The sequence below is a fragment of the Noviherbaspirillum suwonense genome (assembly GCF_900182955.1).
Classification (GTDB): domain Bacteria; phylum Pseudomonadota; class Gammaproteobacteria; order Burkholderiales; family Burkholderiaceae_D; genus Noviherbaspirillum_A; species Noviherbaspirillum_A suwonense.
Map to the genome: position 1 here is coordinate 1 of NZ_FXUL01000001.1, position 15,924 is coordinate 15,924.

Annotated in this window: 19 protein-coding genes; 12 read left to right on the plus strand and 7 right to left on the minus strand. The window is 65.0% G+C overall.

Annotated features, from left to right (window positions below):
* Window positions 1-420: 420 nt before the first annotated feature.
* The 4 genes from yacG to QOL82_RS00020 form a co-directional block, all read right to left on the minus strand.
* On the minus strand, window positions 421-606 hold the full coding sequence (yacG, locus tag QOL82_RS00005) for a DNA gyrase inhibitor YacG (RefSeq protein WP_283440173.1): 186 nt from the start codon (window positions 604-606) through the stop codon (window positions 421-423).
* Window positions 607-617: 11 nt separating this feature from the next.
* The gene (gene zapD / locus QOL82_RS00010; protein WP_283440174.1) at window positions 618-1,373 is read right to left on the minus strand and encodes a cell division protein ZapD; all 756 of its coding nucleotides are present in this window, start codon (window positions 1,371-1,373) and stop codon (window positions 618-620) included.
* 87 nt (window positions 1,374-1,460) lie between these two features.
* Entirely contained in the window at window positions 1,461-2,087 is a 627-nt protein-coding gene (gene coaE / locus QOL82_RS00015; protein WP_283440781.1) for a dephospho-CoA kinase, read from the minus strand.
* A 23-nt stretch (window positions 2,088-2,110) separates the two neighbouring features.
* Complete coding sequence (locus QOL82_RS00020) at window positions 2,111-3,007, minus strand: prepilin peptidase (protein WP_430438413.1); 897 nt, start codon at window positions 3,005-3,007, stop codon at window positions 2,111-2,113.
* Window positions 3,008-3,256: 249 nt separating this feature from the next.
* Here QOL82_RS00020 and QOL82_RS00025 point away from each other — a divergent pair, with 249 nt between their 5' ends.
* Complete coding sequence (locus QOL82_RS00025) at window positions 3,257-4,207, plus strand: aldo/keto reductase (RefSeq protein ID WP_283440175.1); 951 nt, start codon at window positions 3,257-3,259, stop codon at window positions 4,205-4,207.
* A gap of 15 nt (window positions 4,208-4,222) precedes the next feature.
* Here QOL82_RS00025 and QOL82_RS00030 read toward each other — a convergent pair whose 3' ends face one another.
* On the minus strand, window positions 4,223-4,954 hold the full coding sequence (locus tag QOL82_RS00030; RefSeq protein WP_283440176.1) for a helix-turn-helix domain-containing protein: 732 nt from the start codon (window positions 4,952-4,954) through the stop codon (window positions 4,223-4,225).
* A gap of 136 nt (window positions 4,955-5,090) precedes the next feature.
* Here QOL82_RS00030 and QOL82_RS00035 point away from each other — a divergent pair, with 136 nt between their 5' ends.
* From QOL82_RS00035 to QOL82_RS00055, 5 genes are all read left to right on the plus strand, one after another.
* Window positions 5,091-5,528 (plus strand): YiaA/YiaB family inner membrane protein, encoded by a 438-nt coding sequence (locus QOL82_RS00035; RefSeq protein ID WP_283440177.1) that lies wholly within the window; start codon window positions 5,091-5,093, stop codon window positions 5,526-5,528.
* Window positions 5,529-5,556: 28 nt separating this feature from the next.
* On the plus strand, window positions 5,557-6,000 hold the full coding sequence (locus QOL82_RS00040) for a hypothetical protein (protein ID WP_283440178.1): 444 nt from the start codon (window positions 5,557-5,559) through the stop codon (window positions 5,998-6,000).
* 26 nt (window positions 6,001-6,026) lie between these two features.
* On the plus strand, window positions 6,027-6,833 hold the full coding sequence (locus QOL82_RS00045) for a DUF2145 domain-containing protein (RefSeq protein WP_283440179.1): 807 nt from the start codon (window positions 6,027-6,029) through the stop codon (window positions 6,831-6,833).
* A 98-nt stretch (window positions 6,834-6,931) separates the two neighbouring features.
* Window positions 6,932-7,342, plus strand: coding sequence for a CopG family transcriptional regulator (locus QOL82_RS00050; RefSeq protein WP_283440180.1), 411 nt, complete (start codon window positions 6,932-6,934; stop codon window positions 7,340-7,342).
* A 19-nt stretch (window positions 7,343-7,361) separates the two neighbouring features.
* Window positions 7,362-8,528 (plus strand): extracellular catalytic domain type 1 short-chain-length polyhydroxyalkanoate depolymerase, encoded by a 1,167-nt coding sequence (locus QOL82_RS00055; protein ID WP_283440181.1) that lies wholly within the window; start codon window positions 7,362-7,364, stop codon window positions 8,526-8,528.
* Window positions 8,529-8,840: 312 nt separating this feature from the next.
* On the opposite strand, the gene QOL82_RS00060 is transcribed toward QOL82_RS00055, so the two are convergent.
* Window positions 8,841-9,602 carry a DeoR/GlpR family DNA-binding transcription regulator gene (locus tag QOL82_RS00060; protein ID WP_283440182.1) on the minus strand — a complete coding sequence of 254 codons (762 nt, stop codon included), beginning with the start codon at window positions 9,600-9,602 and terminating at the stop codon, window positions 8,841-8,843.
* Between the two features lie 244 nt (window positions 9,603-9,846).
* Here QOL82_RS00060 and QOL82_RS00065 point away from each other — a divergent pair, with 244 nt between their 5' ends.
* The 6 genes from QOL82_RS00065 to QOL82_RS00090 all read left to right on the plus strand — a co-directional run bounded on the left by QOL82_RS00065 (window position 9,847) and on the right by QOL82_RS00090 (window position 15,784).
* Window positions 9,847-10,932 carry an ABC transporter ATP-binding protein gene (locus QOL82_RS00065; RefSeq protein ID WP_283440183.1) on the plus strand — a complete coding sequence of 362 codons (1,086 nt, stop codon included), beginning with the start codon at window positions 9,847-9,849 and terminating at the stop codon, window positions 10,930-10,932.
* A 2-nt stretch (window positions 10,933-10,934) separates the two neighbouring features.
* A complete protein-coding gene (locus QOL82_RS00070; RefSeq protein WP_283440184.1) occupies window positions 10,935-12,017 on the plus strand; it encodes an ABC transporter ATP-binding protein in 1,083 nt (360 codons plus the stop codon).
* Window position 12,018: 1 nt separating this feature from the next.
* On the plus strand, window positions 12,019-12,888 hold the full coding sequence (locus QOL82_RS00075; protein ID WP_283440185.1) for a carbohydrate ABC transporter permease: 870 nt from the start codon (window positions 12,019-12,021) through the stop codon (window positions 12,886-12,888).
* Window positions 12,885-13,691 (plus strand): carbohydrate ABC transporter permease, encoded by an 807-nt coding sequence (locus QOL82_RS00080; RefSeq protein WP_430438414.1) that lies wholly within the window; start codon window positions 12,885-12,887, stop codon window positions 13,689-13,691. The genes QOL82_RS00075 and QOL82_RS00080 overlap by 4 nt, the downstream gene beginning before the upstream one ends.
* A gap of 1 nt (window position 13,692) precedes the next feature.
* Window positions 13,693-13,977: a DUF2160 domain-containing protein gene (locus tag QOL82_RS00085; protein WP_283440186.1), complete on the plus strand. Its 285-nt coding sequence runs from the start codon at window positions 13,693-13,695 to the stop codon at window positions 13,975-13,977.
* A 79-nt stretch (window positions 13,978-14,056) separates the two neighbouring features.
* Entirely contained in the window at window positions 14,057-15,784 is a 1,728-nt protein-coding gene (locus QOL82_RS00090) for an ABC transporter substrate-binding protein (RefSeq protein ID WP_283440187.1), read from the plus strand.
* On the opposite strand, the gene QOL82_RS00095 is transcribed toward QOL82_RS00090, so the two are convergent.
* Window positions 15,739-15,912, minus strand: a complete 174-nt coding sequence (locus QOL82_RS00095) for a hypothetical protein (RefSeq protein ID WP_283440188.1) — start codon at window positions 15,910-15,912, stop codon at window positions 15,739-15,741. The two genes, QOL82_RS00090 and QOL82_RS00095, sit on opposite strands and share 46 nt — an antisense overlap.
* Window positions 15,913-15,924: the final 12 nt, after the last annotated feature.

Genomic DNA, 15,924 nt, shown 5'->3' on the forward strand with positions numbered 1-15,924 from the left:
AAGTGGGGCAAAAAAGGCGACCCCTACGATGGCGGTCCGCTGCGCGAACTGCACGCGCCGCCAGCACCTGAAACGGGAAGCGTCCGAAACTCGCTTCGCTCAGACAGCGGACGCTTCTTTATCCGTTTCAGGCACTGGCGACGCGTCGCCATCTAACGGGGATTCACTGCAACGGCAACGGCCACTTCACAGGCAACGGCCACTTCACAGGCAACGGCCACTTCACAGGCAACGGCCACTTCACAGGCAACGGCCACTTCACAAGCAACGGCCGCTTCACAAGCAACGGCCGCTTCACAAGCAACGGCAACTGTCGCTGCGCGGAGCTAACTGCAACTGCAACGGTCGCTGCGCGGGCAACGGCGCTGGTCGCTGCGCGAAAATGCTGGCTACTTTACATCGCGCTCCGCGTATTCCCCATTAATGTTCGCGGTCCTCGTCTTCCGGGTTTTGCTCGGGGCCGCTTGAGGGGATCACGTACTTTTCCTCGGCCCATGCGCCGAGGTCGATCTGCTTGCAACGGTTGGAACAGAATGGACGGTACTTGCTTGCTTCGGTCCATTCCACTTTTTTGCCGCATGTCGGGCAGTTGACGATTGCAACCATATGCTTCCTGATCAGAAATTACAGAGCGCCAGGTCGAACGGCACATCGTGGTCGTACGGCCTGGGCTTCATGTCGCCGTCCTGGACGGTGAAACGGACCCACAACATGTATTTGTTGGCGGATATCTCGGGGATGGCGCCCAGGCGTTCGTCCAGGGTGAGGCGCAGCATCTGGTACACCTTTCCCTGCAACATCTGCTGGAAGCTGCCGGCCTGGGCGATGATCTTGGTGGGGCGGCCGGTTTCGCGCAGCAGGCGCAGCACGAAGGTCAGGGCGCTGAAGAGTGGGGCGAGCGGGGCGAACCAGCCGGAGATGTCTTCGACGCGCTGCTGCGCCGGGCGGTGCTGCCACGCGTAGTAGGACGGCAGGTCGAACTCGCAGGCGCCGCCGGGGATGATGGTGCGGCCGCGTATGCTCATCAGCCATTCATTGTCGCGGATGTTCTGGCCGGTCTTGCCGCCGGAGGCGATCAGCGCGGCGCTGATGCTGTCGACTTCGTCGAGCACCGCGTCGAGCGCTTCGGCCTGCACATTGGGGTTGGCCCTGAATGCCTGCAGCACCTGTTTCTGCCGCTCCAGTTCCTGCAGCAGGTCGGACTTGAGGTCGGCGCGGCCGGCGACTTCCAGCATTTCGAAGATCGTCGACAGCGCGACGTGATGCTGCAGCGGATGGCCTTGCTGCACGAAGAACATAAATTTCTCGTACAGGTCTTCCAGCCGCAGCAACGTGCGAATACGCTCGTTGAAAGGGTATTCGTAAACGATCAAGGTGCCGTCCCTTTACAGTGGGTTCCGCTTCATGCCGGAGAAATTTGGAAGAACCAGCATGATATTACAAACTTGGCAAAAGTTTATTCAGTTTGCCTGCGGTATTCCCCTTGCCATCGCGCAGTAGAGCGCATGCAGCCGTTCGACCTGCGGCGTCAGTTGCGCAATGCCGGCGTCGTTGACGATCACGTCGTCCGCTGCCGCCAGCCGCGCCTGGCGGCTGGCCTGGGCGGCCATGATCGCACGCACCTGCGCCTCGTCCAGGCCGTTGCGCGCGATGACCCGCGACACCTGCAGCGCTTCCGGACATTCGACGACGAGCACCCGGGATACCCGCTCCTTCCATTTGCCGGATTCGACCAGCAAGGGCACCACAAAGATCCGGTAAGCGCCTTTTGCATTGGCGGCGGCGCGCTCGGTTTCGATGCGGATCAAGGGATGCAGGATGGCTTCGAGCCGGCGCTTGGCAGCCGGGTCTGAAAACACCGCGGCGCGCATCTTCGCGCGGTCCATTGCGCCATGGGCGTCGATGAAGCCGGCGCCGAACTGCGCGGCAATGAGCGGCATCGCCGCGCCGCCCGGCACGGTCAGCTGGTGGGCGATCAGGTCGGTGTCGATCAGCGCGGCGCCGAGCGCGGCGAACATGTCGGCGACCAGGCTCTTGCCGCTGCCTATGCCGCCGGTCAGTCCGATGGAAAACGGGTTGTCGATGATGGTCTCCTTGCGGCTTACCCTGCCTACAGCGGAAAGCCGAGATAGGTCTGGACCAGCATTTTGCCCCAGATCAGCGCGATCAGGCCGGCCACGGCGAGGTAGGGGCCAAACGGGATCGGGTTGTCGCGGCCGCGCCTGGTGAAGACGATCAGGCCGATGCCGACCACGGCGCCGACGACCGAGGACAGCAGAATGATCAGCGGCAGCATGGTCCAGCCCATCCATGCGCCCAGCGCGGCCAGCAGTTTGAAGTCGCCATAGCCCATGCCTTCCTTGCCGGTCACGAGTTTGAACAGCCAGTACACCGCCCACAGCACCAGGTAGCCCGCGGCGGCGCCGATGACGGCTTCCTGCAGCGGCACGAACGTGCCGTTCAGGTTCACCAGTAGGCCCAGCCACAGCAGCGGCAGCGTCAGGTCGTCGGGCAGCAGCTTGGTGTCCGCATCGATGAAGGTCATGGCGATCAGCAGCCAGACGAATGCCAGCGAAGCCAGGCCGGCCAGGCCGCTGCCGAAGTGCCAGATCAGGAACGCCGACAGCAGGCCGGTCAGCGCTTCGACCATTGGATAGCGCGGCGAGATCGGCGCCTTGCACTGGCTGCATTTGCCGCGCAGCGCCAGGTAGCTCAGCACCGGGATGTTTTCCAGCGCGGTGATCTGGTGGCCGCAATGCGGGCAGGCCGAGCGCGGCAGCACGAGGTCGTAACGGCCGGTGTGCGGCGGCGGCAGGCCGCTTTCCTGCGCGACATAATTGTCCGATTCGCGCTGCATCATCTTCGGCACGCGGTGGATCACCACGTTCAGGAAACTGCCGATCAGCAGGCCGAGGATGCCGGCGACGATGGCCGGCAGCAGCGTGCCGGGTGCAGCGAGGAAAAGCATGCCGTAAAGGGCCGAACTGGAGGTGGCTGCGTCGTTCATGAAATTTTGAAAAGGTTGGTGGTCGTGGGCAGGCTGCTGTCGCGAAGGTGCCGCAAGGTGCTGCAAGGTGCTGCTTAAAATCAACGAATTGTACTGGCAGCGGCAGGGAATTCGGCACCGATATCCATCCGTCGATGCGCGTCAGCCCCGCCACCGTCGCCTGCCAAACACACTGGGCCGCGGCCGACGGGATTTTCGCAAGTCCGACATAATGCACGACCGACAAGCAAGCCACGAAAGGAAGACATCATGGAAAAACGCAAGCTCGGCCGTTCCGGCCTGGAAATCGCCCCGCTGGTCTTCGGCGGCAATGTGTTCGGCTGGACTGCCGATGAGGCCACCTCGTTTGCGATGCTCGACCGCTTCACCGACGCTGGCCTCGACGCCATCGACACCGCCGACGCCTATTCGCGCTGGGTGCCGGGGCACAAGGGCGGCGAGTCCGAGACCATCATCGGCAAATGGCTGGCGGCGGACCCGTCGCGCCGCGACAAGGTCACCATCATCACCAAGGTCGGCGTCGACCTGGGGCCGGACAAGAAGGGCCTGTCGGCCAAACGCATCATCGCGGCGGCGGAAGATTCGCTGCGGCGGCTGCAGACCGACCGCATCGACCTGTACCTGAGCCATTACCCGGACCCGCAGACGCCGATCGAGGAAACCCTGGGCGCCTACGACACGCTGCTCAAGCAGGGCAAGGTGCGCGCGATCGGCTGCTCGAACTATGACCAGACCCAGCTGCGCGTCGCGCTCGACGCCGGCGCCAGGGGGCTGCCGCGCTACACGGTGCTGCAGCCGGAATACAACCTGCTGGACCGCGAGGGCTTCGAGACCCGGCTGCGCGACCTGTGCATCGCCGAGGACCTTGGCGTGATCACCTACTACAGCCTGGCGTCCGGCTTCCTGTCCGGCAAATACCGGTCGGCCGAGGACCTCGCAAAAAGCGCGCGCGGCAGCCGCGTCGAGAAATACCTGAATCCGCGCGGCATGCGGGTGCTGTCGGCGCTGGACGCGGTCGCGGCCGAGACCGGCGCGAAGCCGGCCGAGATCGCGCTGGCCTGGGCCATCGCCCAGCCCGGCGTGACCGCGCCGATCGCCAGCGCCACCAGCGTCGAACAGGTCGACAGCCTGGTGCGCTCGGTCAGCCTGAAGCTCGGCGCGGAACAGCTGCGCCAGCTCAACGAGGCCAGCCAGCCCTGAAGCGGGCGGAGGGGTTCAGCGGCGCAAGGCCTCGAACCCCTCGAAGTCCCATGAACGCATCGCCAGCAGCAGCGTGTAGCCCTCTCGGTGCTGCGGCGCCAGCTTCTGGTCAGCATGGTGCGCCTGCGCGAAGTCCTGTGCGACCCGCTGCAGTCGCTCGACGAAGGACGGCGCCAGGCTCTTGCTGATGGAGCCGTGCACCATCAGCAGCGACTCGTCGTCATGGTCGAAGCCGCCCGAGAAATAGTCGAGCAGCGCATGCTCGCGAAAGAAGCGCATCACCGGCCCGTGCGGCCGCCAGCGGAAGGTCTTCGCCAGCTTCAGCCGGTAGCGGTTTAACGGCCGCAGCTCGATGATGCCCAGGTGGTCGAGCTTCACCAGCCGCGCGATCGTCTCGGCCTCCGTCATCCGGTAATAGCGGACGATCTGTTCCAGCGTCCACTGGCTGAGCACGCAAATGGCGGTCAGCAACAGCTTGTTGTCCGCCACCACCGCCTTCTCCTGCTCCAGCGTCATTTCGACCAGCAGGGGCCGCGCGTCCGCCACCGTGCGCGCCAGGTCGGCGAAGTCGATCTTCAGCGCCGCGCAGATCGCATCCAGCCGCGACAGCGGCATTTCCCCCTTCGCCAGCATGCGCTTGACGCTGGACTCGGCCATGCCCAGCCGCTGCGCCAGCCCGGCGTAGGTGACGCCGGCCGACTTCATTTCCTGCTTCAGCGCGGCAATCAGGGCGGCGGTCGAGCTCATAAGTAGTGTCTCTCGGAAACAAGTATCGAAATATGATACCCGATGTGCCTTATAGAGCAACTGGCATTCCATTTCGAGACTTCATGCCGGTTTGAAACGACACTGCGTCCACCCCAACCACTCGAAGGAGCAAGAAATGAAACCAGCAATGATCCGCGATACCGGCGCATGGCAGCTGCAGGTGTGGCTGTCGTTCGGCATCGCTGTTTTCCTGTGCGCGGTCGGCCTGGCCTATCTGCCCGGCGCCGACCTCGACCGGGTGTTCATGGTCATGGGTTACCTGTTCTGCCTGTCCAACGTGTTTGTGCTCTCCAAGATGATTCGCGATAACCAGAAGGCGAAGATGGAAGGCAGGGTGGACACGCCGATGTTCAAGTACGTGGTCTGGTCCGGCTTCCTTCTGGCGATGGCGCTGACGGCCTGGGGCCTGCTGCGCATGGAAATCAACGAGACCTACAAGGCCTTCCTCGGCGTGGCCTGGCTCTACCTGGTGACCAGCGCATTCACGCTCGCCAAGATGCTGCGCGACCGGCATGAAGCCGACCTGCTGGCCGGCCATGACGACCGCGCCTGAAACCATCCCGCACCGTGAGGAAGCCATGATGAAAACGTTTTTTGCCGGATTGCTTGTTGCGCTGACGCTGGCGGTCGCCGTGGCGCCTGTCCGCGCCCATGGCGAGGCGTCCGCCCTCAGCAGCCTGTCGGCGCTGCCGGTCGCGTCCGTCGTCGCCGGCAGCGCCGTCGCCGGCTCGGTCGCCGCCGTGCCGCTGGCGCTGTCCGTGACCGGCGCGGTGCTGACCGTCAAGGCGGTCGAAGCCAGCGCCAACGGTGTCGTGCTGGTGCTGGAGCGCGCATCGGACGGCGCCCGTGCCAGCGTCGAGCTGGCTGGCCGCGGGCTGGCGGGACTGGCCATCGGCGTCGGCGCCGTGGTCGGCTGCAGCGTCATCGGCGCCGGCGTGGTGCTCTCGGTGGCGAGCGACGCGATTGCCTTCATTCCGAACGCGCTCGGCCGTGCGCTGCTGCATGACGAACGCGTGTCCTATTGAGCTACTGAACTATTTAGGAGACCGCGATGAAGCTGATCAGGATACTTTCAATGCTGGCGCTGGCCGTCGCCGGCCTTGTCGCCCAGGCGGCCCACGCCGGCCGCAGCTGCGAGCAAAAGCCGCTGACGGTGGACGCGCTCAGCCGTGGCATGGCGCTGGCCGAACAGACCCGCCAGGCGCTCGATGCCAGCGGCCAGGACCTGGTGCTGCTGGCGCGCGTCGGCCAGGACCTGCGCAAGTACGGCATCCATTATTCCCACCTGGCATTTGCCTACCGCGAAGCCGACGGCCAGGGCGGCACCGCATGGCGGGTGCTGCACAAGCTCAACGACTGCGGCAGCGACCATGCCGCGATCTACCGCCAGGGCCTGGGCCAGTTCTTCCTCGGCGATCCGTTCCGCTATGAAGCCGCTTTCGTGGCGCCGTCCAGCGCAATACAGGCCGCGCTGTTGCCGGTGATGACGGACCGGCAGCGTGCGCTGGCCATGCACCGCCGGCCCTACAGCATGGTCAGCTATGCATGGAGCGAGCGCTACCAGCAGTCGAACCAGTGGGTCATGGAAACCCTGGCGGCGGCCATGCTGCCGGCGGGCGCATCGCGGCAGCAGGCCCAGGCCTGGCTGCTGGCCCAGGCGTATGCGCCCGCCGTGCTGCACCTGGGCGCGCTGGAGCGGCTGGGCGGGCGCGTCACGGCGGCCAATATCGCATTCGACGATCATCCGCCAGCCAAGCGCTATGCCGGGCGCATCGAAACGACGACCGCGGATTCGGTGTTTCGCTGGCTGGAAATGACCCGTCTCGGAGGCGCCGAGGTGACGGTGGGCTTGCGTTAGCGTAAGGCATGGGGAATACGGTTTGACATTCGGGTCTCAGTCTATATACTCCATGTGGATGGTATATGGATTCCAATTAGATGGCATATGGAGACAGAATGGCTGATGAGTTGAAAGTCAGGGCAGGCGATACGGAGAAGGTCACGATTAACCTTGGGCTGATCGACCTGGGGCAGATCGACTTGCTGGTGCAGGAAGGTTTCTATTCGAACCGGACCGATTTGATCCGCACGGCGATCCGCAACCACCTGTCGACCCACGGCGACGTGATCCGCCAGACCGTTGCCCGCAAGAGCCTGGTCCTGGGCCTGCAGCATTACACCCGCGCCGACCTGGAAGCCGTGCAGGCGGCCGGGCAGACGCTGCGGATACAGGTGCTGGGCCTGGCGACCATTGCGCCCGACGTCACGCCCGAACTGGCGCAGGCCACCATCAGCGAAATCTCAGTACTGGGGGCGCTGCACGCCAGCCCCGCCGTCAAGGCCGCCCTGGCCGGACGGATACGCTAACCGACAAGGAAACACACGCATGAACATCAATGAAAACTTCATCGCGCAGATGCGCGACGCCGCCCGGCTGCTGCAGACCGAAGGTCCGATGGCCGCAACCGCGGCGGTCCAGCGCGCGCTGCACGGCGCGGCGCCAGGCGGCGCGGCATCGCCGTTCGCCCAGCCGGCCCCGGCGGACAATGTGGTCGATATCAACCCGGCATTTGCCGAGACCGTCAAGCCGCAGGCCGCACCGCGCCGCGCCGGCATCGCCGGCCTCGCGCAGCGGCTGCGCGCCGGCATGGGCCAGCCAGTGGTCGACGACGTCGAGGAGGTGGCTGCGAGCGACGCCGCGCCGCTCAAGGGCAAGTTCCTCAGCCTGTCCTGCACCGCGCCGGCCGGCACCCGCGCCTACAAGCTCTATATCCCCAGCACCTATGCCGGCGAACCGGCGCCGCTGGTCGTGATGCTGCATGGCTGCAAGCAGAATCCGGACGATTTCGCCGCCGGCACCGGCATGAATGCGCTGGCCGAGGAGCAGGGTTGCCTGGTCGTCTACCCGGCACAGGCAAAGAACGCGAACGGCTCGAACTGCTGGAACTGGTTCCAGGCCAACGACCAGCGCCGCGACCGCGGCGAGCCGTCGATCATCGCCGCCATCACGCAGCAGGTGATGCGCGACTACAAGGTGGACCCGGAGCGCGTCTATGTCGCCGGCCTGTCCGCCGGCGGCGCGATGGCCGCGATCCTGGCCAGCGAATACCCGGACCTGTACAAGGCGGCCGGCGTCCACTCCGGCCTGCCGACCGGCGCCGCGCATGACGTGCCGTCCGCATTTGCCGCGATGCAGGACGGCGCCGCGAACGGTGCGCTGAAAGCCAGGTCGGGCGCCGCGATCCCGGTCATCGTGTTCCACGGCGACCGCGACAGGACCGTGCATCCGCAGAACGGGCATCAGGTGCTGGCGCATCATGCCGGGCCGCAACCCGGCGCGGCGACCACCGAAAAAGGCAGCACGCCCAATGGCCGCAGCTATACCCGCGCAATCCACCGCAATGCCGGCGGCAAGCTGACGGCCGAACACTGGACCGTCCACGGCAGCGGCCATGCATGGTCGGGCGGCAGCAAGCGCGGTTCGTACACCGATCCCAAGGGGCCGGATGCGTCGCGCGAGATGCTGCGGTTCTTTGGGGAAGTCGGCAAATAAGATTGCGCCCGGCATACAAAAGTATATTTGGTTCGTATACTTTTCTATCGTCACAGCAACGGGCGCAATCCTGACGCTTCAAGAATGGCCTGTCTGGCACTTCCCTGCTTGCGTGCTTGCCTGCCTGCTGAATGCTGCCCTGCGGCGCCTGACTTCCGGACGACGGTATCGATACGATACGATACTTGCGCCGCGTTGTCGGGCAAGACCGCTTTCCCGGGCTCAGGAGCTCAGCTTGTCACGCACAAGCGAGCGCCGCCTGAAAGCACGCTATCGCCGCTGCTTTCCGCCACCTGCCGCGTCATCGCGCGGTCAGGCCGCCACCACCACCTGCACCTTCGCGTCCTTCAACGCCTTCGCCAGTCCTTCCGGCGGCTTCGCGTCGGTAAACAGCCTGTCGATCTGCGACGCATGCGCGAGCCTGACCAGCGCCTGCCGGCCGAACTTGTCATGATCGGCGACCAGCCACACCTCGCGCGACTGCTCGATGATGGCCTGGGCGACCTTGACCTCGCGCGGGTCGAAGTCGCGCAGCGTGCCGTCTTCCTCCAGTCCCGAGATGCCGATGATGCCGATGTCGACCTTGAACTGTCGGATGAAGTCGATGGTGGCCTCGCCGACGATGCCGCGGTCGCGGGCGCGCACCACGCCGCCGGCGATGATCACTTCGCAGCCCGGGTTGTCGGCCAGGATGGCGGCGACGTTCAGGTTGTTGGTCACCACGTGCAGGTCCTGGTGATGCACCAGCGCCCGCGCGACTTCCTCTGTGGTGGTGCCGATGTTGACCAGGAGCGAGCAGCCGTTGGGCACCTGGCCGGCGACTGCCGCGGCGATGCGGCGCTTGGCGTCGCTATTGAGGGCCTGGCGCTGGTTGTAGTCGATGTTCCTGACCGAGGAGGGCAGGCCGACGCCGCCGTGGTAGCGCGCCAGCAGCTGCGCATCCTCCATCAGCTTGATGTCGCGGCGCACGGTCTGCGGCGTCACATCGAGCTGCTGCGCCAGCTCTTCCACGGAGACGGTGCGCTGATGACGGACCACATCGAGCAGCTTTCTCTGGCGTGGATTAAGCGTCATGCCGTTCTCCTTCAGCCTTTTTGTGCCATTTCAATATAATCCAAAAACAACATAAACGAACGAAAAACTTGAACAATCAGCTTGCGTTTATTTTCAAAGCGGGCGTAATCTAGGCACCAGATTGTCTTTCGGCTAATTGTTTTTTCGAAGCGCGTACAAGTCGCCGGCATGCCCCGGCGCGGCCTGTTACAAGATCCACAGCAACTGCTGACACTGGACGCAACGAGAACGACAAGGAGACACCTTGCAGCTGTCACTGGAAAACGTGAGCAGGAAGCATGGCGCGGAAGACCACATCCATCCGCTCACGATGCAGCTTGCGCCCGGCGCCATCAACGTGCTGCTGGGCACCACGCGCGCCGGCAAGACCACGCTGATGCGCCTGATGGCCGGGCTGGACCATCCAAGCGCGGGCCGGGTCGTCGTCGATGGCCGCGACATGACCGGCGTGCCGGTGCGGCAGCGCGACCTGGCCATGGTCTATCAGCAGTTCATCAATTACCCGTCGTTCACCGTCTATGAAAACATCGCGTCGCCGCTGCGCATCAAGGGCGTGCCGGACGATGAAATCAGGCGGCGGGTCGGCGACATGGCGGAGCGGCTGCATATCACGCCCTACCTGCAGCGCACGCCGTCCGAGCTGTCCGGCGGCCAGCAGCAGCGCACCGCGCTGGCGCGAGCGCTGATCAAGGACGCCGGCCTGCTGCTGCTGGACGAGCCGCTGGTCAACCTCGATTACAAGCTGCGCGAGGAACTGCGGCGCGAGCTGACCGACCTGTTCTCGGAAGGCAGGACTACCGTGGTGTACGCGACCACGGAGCCGCTGGAAGCGCTGCAGCTGGGCGGCCAGCTCAGCGTGCTGCACGAGGGCCGGCTGCTGCAGCACGGGCCGACGCTCGACGTCTTCAACGCGCCGGCGTCGGTGCAGGTGGCCCGCACCTTCAGCGACCCGCCGGTCAACCTGATGCCGGCGACGGTGGAGGCGGCCGGCCAGGCCCGGGTGGACGATGGCCTGGCGCTGCCGCTCGGGCCGGCCCAGCTGCGGGCCGTCGGCGGCGAGCGCGAGCTGGTGCTGGGCCTGCGCGCCCACAGCCTGCGCCTGCAGCCCGAGCCGGGCGACGTGCCGGTCGCGGCGGTGGTCGACCTGGCCGAGATCAGCGGCTCGGAAACCTATATCCACGTGCATCGCGGCCCGCTGTCCATCGTCGCCCAGCTGCCCGGCGTGCACGTGCAGGAACTGGGCGCGCCCTGCGTGCTGTACTGCCAGCCGGATGCGCTGCTGCTGTTCGCCACGGACGGCCGGCTGCTGCATGCGCCGGCGCGGAGCTGACCATGGCGCGCATCGAACTGGCGGACCTCGCGCATGCATACCGGCCCAACCCGTCGTCGCCGGCGGACTACGCGCTGCGCCCGATGACCATGCAGTGGGACGACGGCGGCGCCTATGCGCTGCTGGGCCCGTCCGGCTGCGGCAAGACCACGCTGCTCAATATCATTTCCGGGCTGGTGCGACCCAGCCACGGCCGGGTGCTGTTCGATGGCGTCGATGTCACCGACCTGCCGCCGGAGCGGCGCAACATCGCGCAGGTGTTCCAGTTCCCGGTGATCTACGACACCATGACCGTCTACGACAACCTCGCATTCCCGCTGCGCAACCGCGGCTGGAAGCCGGCCGACATACGGATGCGGGTCGAGCAGATCGCCGCCATGCTGGAGCTGTCGGCCGACCTGCGGCACCGCGCCAGCGGGCTGGCCGTGGACGCGAAGCAAAAGATCTCGCTCGGCCGCGGCCTGGTGCGCCCGGACGTGGCCGCCGTGCTGTTCGACGAGCCGCTGACCGTGATCGACCCGCACCTGAAGTGGCTGCTGCGCCGCAAGCTCAAGGAAATCCACCATGAACTCAAACTGTCCCTGATCTACGTCACCCATGACCAGGTCGAAGCGCTTACCTTTGCCGACAAGGTGGTGGTGATGACGCAGGGCGAGGTGGTGCAGGCGGGCAGCGCGCAGGACCTGTTCGAGGAGCCGGCGCATACCTTCGTCGGCTACTTCATCGGCAATCCCGGCATGAACCTGATTCCCTGCACGGTGAAGGACGGCGCGGCGCAGATCGCCGGCGGCAGCGTCGCGCTGACGGCGCACGCGGCCGAGGCATTGCGCGGGCAGGACCAGGCCACGCTGGGCATACGGCCGGAGTATGTCGAGGTGGCAGGCGCCGGAGAGGCCGGCGCGATCGAGGCCAGCGTGATCTCGGTGCGCAACCTCGGCACCCATTACCTGGCCGAGTTCATGGTCGGCGCGCGCCCGGTGGCCGCCAAGCTGCGGCGGATGAGCGCCGCGGCCGGCGAGCGCGCCTGGCTGCGCTTCCCGGCGGCGCATACGCTGTACTACGTCAACGACAGGCGGATGGCATGAAATGAAAACCCAGAACAACCGAGCGTGGTTCCTGATCCTGCCGGTCATCGTCGCCGTGGCGTTCTCCGCCATCCTGCCGCTGATGACCATCGTCAATTACTCGGTGCAGGACATCCTGAGCCCGACGCAGAAGGTGTTCGTCGGCACCGAGTGGTTCCAGACCGTGATGCGGGATACCGAGCTGCACGGCGCGCTGTACCGGCAGCTGCTGTTCTCGCTGTCGGTGCTGGCGATCCAGATCCCGCTGGGCATCCTGATCGCGCTGTGCATGCCGGCCGACGGCTGGCGCGCGTCGCTGGCGCTGGTGCTGATCGCGCTGCCGCTGCTGATCCCCTGGAACGTGGTCGGCACCATCTGGCAGATATTCGGACGCGGCGACATCGGCCTGCTGGGCTATTCGATCAATGCGCTGGGCATCGGCTACAACTACACCGGCGACCCGTTCGACGCCTGGGCCACGGTGCTGGTGATGGACATCTGGCACTGGACGCCGCTGGTGGTGCTGCTGTGCTACGCCGGACTGCGCGCGATACCGGACGCCTACTACCAGGCCGCCCGCATCGACGGCGCGTCGCGCTGGGCGGTGTTCCGCTTCATCCAGCTGCCCAAGCTGCGCAACGTGCTGATGATCGCGGTGCTGCTGCGCTTCATGGACAGTTTCATGATCTATACCGAGCCCTTCGTGCTGACCGGCGGCGGCCCCGGCAATGCGACCACCTTCCTGTCGCAATACCTGACGCAGAAGGCGGTCGGCCAGTTCGACCTCGGCCCGGCGGCGGCCTTTTCGCTGATCTATTTCCTGATCATCCTGCTGTTCTGCTTCCTGCTCTACAACTGGATGCAACGGGTCGGCACCGGAGACAGCAAATGATGAACAAGCGCATCACCGCGCCCTTGCTGGCGCTCTACCTGCTGCTGTCGCTGCTGCCGATCTACTGGATGATCAACATGTCCCTGAAGACCAACGAGGAGATTGTGAGCACGCTGTCGATGTGGCCGCACGACCTGACGCTGGACAATTTCAGGACCATCTTTACCGACCCGTCCTGGTACAGCGGCTACATCAATTCCATCATCTACGTCGGCATCAACATGGTGCTGTCGGTGGGCATCGCGCTGCCGGCCGCCTACGCGTTCTCCCGCTACACCTTCGTCGGCGACAAGCACCTGTTCTTCTGGCTGCTGACCAACCGCATGACGCCGCCGGCGGTGTTCCTGCTGCCGTTCTTCCAGCTCTATTCGACGGTCGGGCTGATGGACACGCACCTGGCGGTGGCGCTGGCGCACATGGTCTTCAACGTGCCGCTGGCGGTCTGGATACTGGAAGGCTTCATGTCCGGCGTGCCCAAGGAGATCGACGAGACCGCCTACATCGACGGCTACAGCTTCCCGCGCTTTTTTATCCGCATCTTCCTGCCGATGATCAAGTCCGGCGTCGGCGTGACGCTGTTCTTCTGCTTCATGTTCAGCTGGGTCGAGCTGCTTCTGGCGCGCACGCTCACCTCGGTCAACGCCAAGCCGATCGCTGCCACCATGACGCGCACGGTGTCGGCGGCCGGCATGGACTGGGGCGTGCTGGCGGCGGCCGGCGTGCTGACCATCGTGCCGGGCGCGCTGGTGATCTGGTTCGTCCGGCATTACATCGCCAAGGGCTTCGCGATGGGGAGGGTATGACATGGACAACCTGTTTTCCTGGATGGCATGGACCATGCCGGTGGCCATCTTCTTCACCGCCATCGTGCTGATGCTGATCGGCATGACGGTGTGGGAGCTGCGCTCGCCTTCCATCATGCGGCGCGGCTTCCTGCCGATCGCCACCACCCGCGGCGACCGCCTGTTCATCAGCCTGCTGGCCGCCGCCTATATCAACCTGGCCTGGACCGGCCTGACCAACCTGCCGCAGTGGCAGGGGGCCGCTGTCAGCTTCGTGGTTCTGCTCATCGTGATGCGCTGGGGTTAGACAGCGTATCCGCAGCCGCGCACACCTTCCCGTGCGGCTGTCGTCCGAACCCGGGAAGGCATACAAAAAAGGTGGAGATATGAGACGCAAACTGATGGCATTGGCCATTGCCGCGACGATGGTCCCGGTGGCAGCGTGGGCCGACATGAAGGCCGCCGAAAAATGGGTCGACCAGGAGTTCCAGCCTTCCACGCTCAACCGCCAGCAGCAGCTCGATGAAATGAAATGGTTCATTGAGGCCGCCGCCAAGCTCAAGGCCGCGGGCGTGAACGATATCAATGTCGTGTCCGAAACCATCGACACCCATGTGTACGAATCGAAGACCATGGCGCGCGCATTCGAGGAGATCACAGGCATCAAGGTCAAGCACGACCTGATACAGGAAGGCGACGTGGTCGAGAAGCTGCAGACCTCGATGCAGTCGGGCAAGAGCATCTACGACGGCTGGATCTCCGACTCCGACCTGATCGGCACCCATTACCGCTACGGCGTCATCGAGCCGCTGTCGGACTACATGTCGGGCAAGGGCAAGGACTACACCAACCCGGGGCTGGACCTGAAGGACTTCATCGGCACCAGCTTCACGACAGCGCCGGACGGCAAGCTGTACCAGCTGCCGGACCAGCAGTTTGCCAACCTCTACTGGTTCCGCGCCGACCTGTTTGCGCGCAAGGACCTGCAGGACAAGTTCAAGGCCAAGTACGGCTATGAGCTCGGCGTGCCGCAGAACTGGTCGGCCTACGAGGACATCGCCGAATTCTTTACCAATGACGTCAAGGAAATCGACGGCAAGCGCATCTATGGCCACATGGATTACGGCAAGAAGGACCCGTCGCTGGGCTGGCGCTTCACCGACGCCTGGCTGTCGATGGCCGGCTCCGCCGACAAGGGCATACCGAACGGCCTGCCGGTGGACGAGTGGGGCATCCGCGTTGCCGACGACAAGTGCACGCCGGTTGGCGCCTCGGTGTCCCGCGGCGGCGCGACCAATTCGCCGGCGGCTGTCTATGCGCTGACCAAGTACGTCGACTGGATGAAGAAATATGCCCCGCCCGAGGCGCAGGGCATGACCTTTTCCGAAGCCGGCCCGGTGCCGGCCCAGGGCCAGATCGCACAGCAGATCTTCTGGTACACCGCCTTCACCGCCGGCATGACCAAGACCGGCCTGCCGGTGGTCAACGCCGACGGCACGCCGAAGTGGCGGATGGCGCCGGGGCCGCACGGCCCGTACTGGAAGGACGGCATGCAGAACGGCTACCAGGACGTCGGCTCGTGGACCTTTTTCAAGTCCACGCCGGACAACCGCAAGGCCGCGGCCTGGCTGTATGCGCAGTTCATCAATTCGAAGACGGCGTCGCTCAAGAAGTCCATTACCGGCGTCACATTCGTGCGCGACTCCGACATCCGGCATGAGTACTTCACGAAGAATGCCGACAAGTACGGCGGGCTGATCGAGTTCTACCGCAGCCCGGCGCGGGTCGCATGGACGCCTACCGGCAACAACGTTCCGGACTATCCGAAGCTGGCGCAGTTGTGGTGGAAGAACGTGGCGGTGGCCGTCACCGGCGAGAAGACGCCGCAGGCGGCGATGGACAGCCTGGCCGAGGAAATGGACCAGGTGATGAGCAGGCTGCAGCGGGCCGGCATGAAGGCATGCGCACCCAAGCTCAATGCGAAGAGCGACAATGCCAAGTGGCTGTCGGACACCGGCGCGCCGTGGAAGAAACTCGCCAATGAAAAGCCCAAGGGCGAGACCATTGCCTACGACAAGCTGGTGCAGGCATGGAAGGAGGGCAGGGTGAAGTAGGGCGGCTTGCCGGGGCCGGTGTCGGCCCTGGCCGCCGGAGGAAACACGCCGCAGGCCGGCGACAGGCGTTGCGCCTGTCGCACCTGTTGCACCGGTTGCGCCATGTCGACCGGCTTATCTTCGGACAAACAACCCTGATA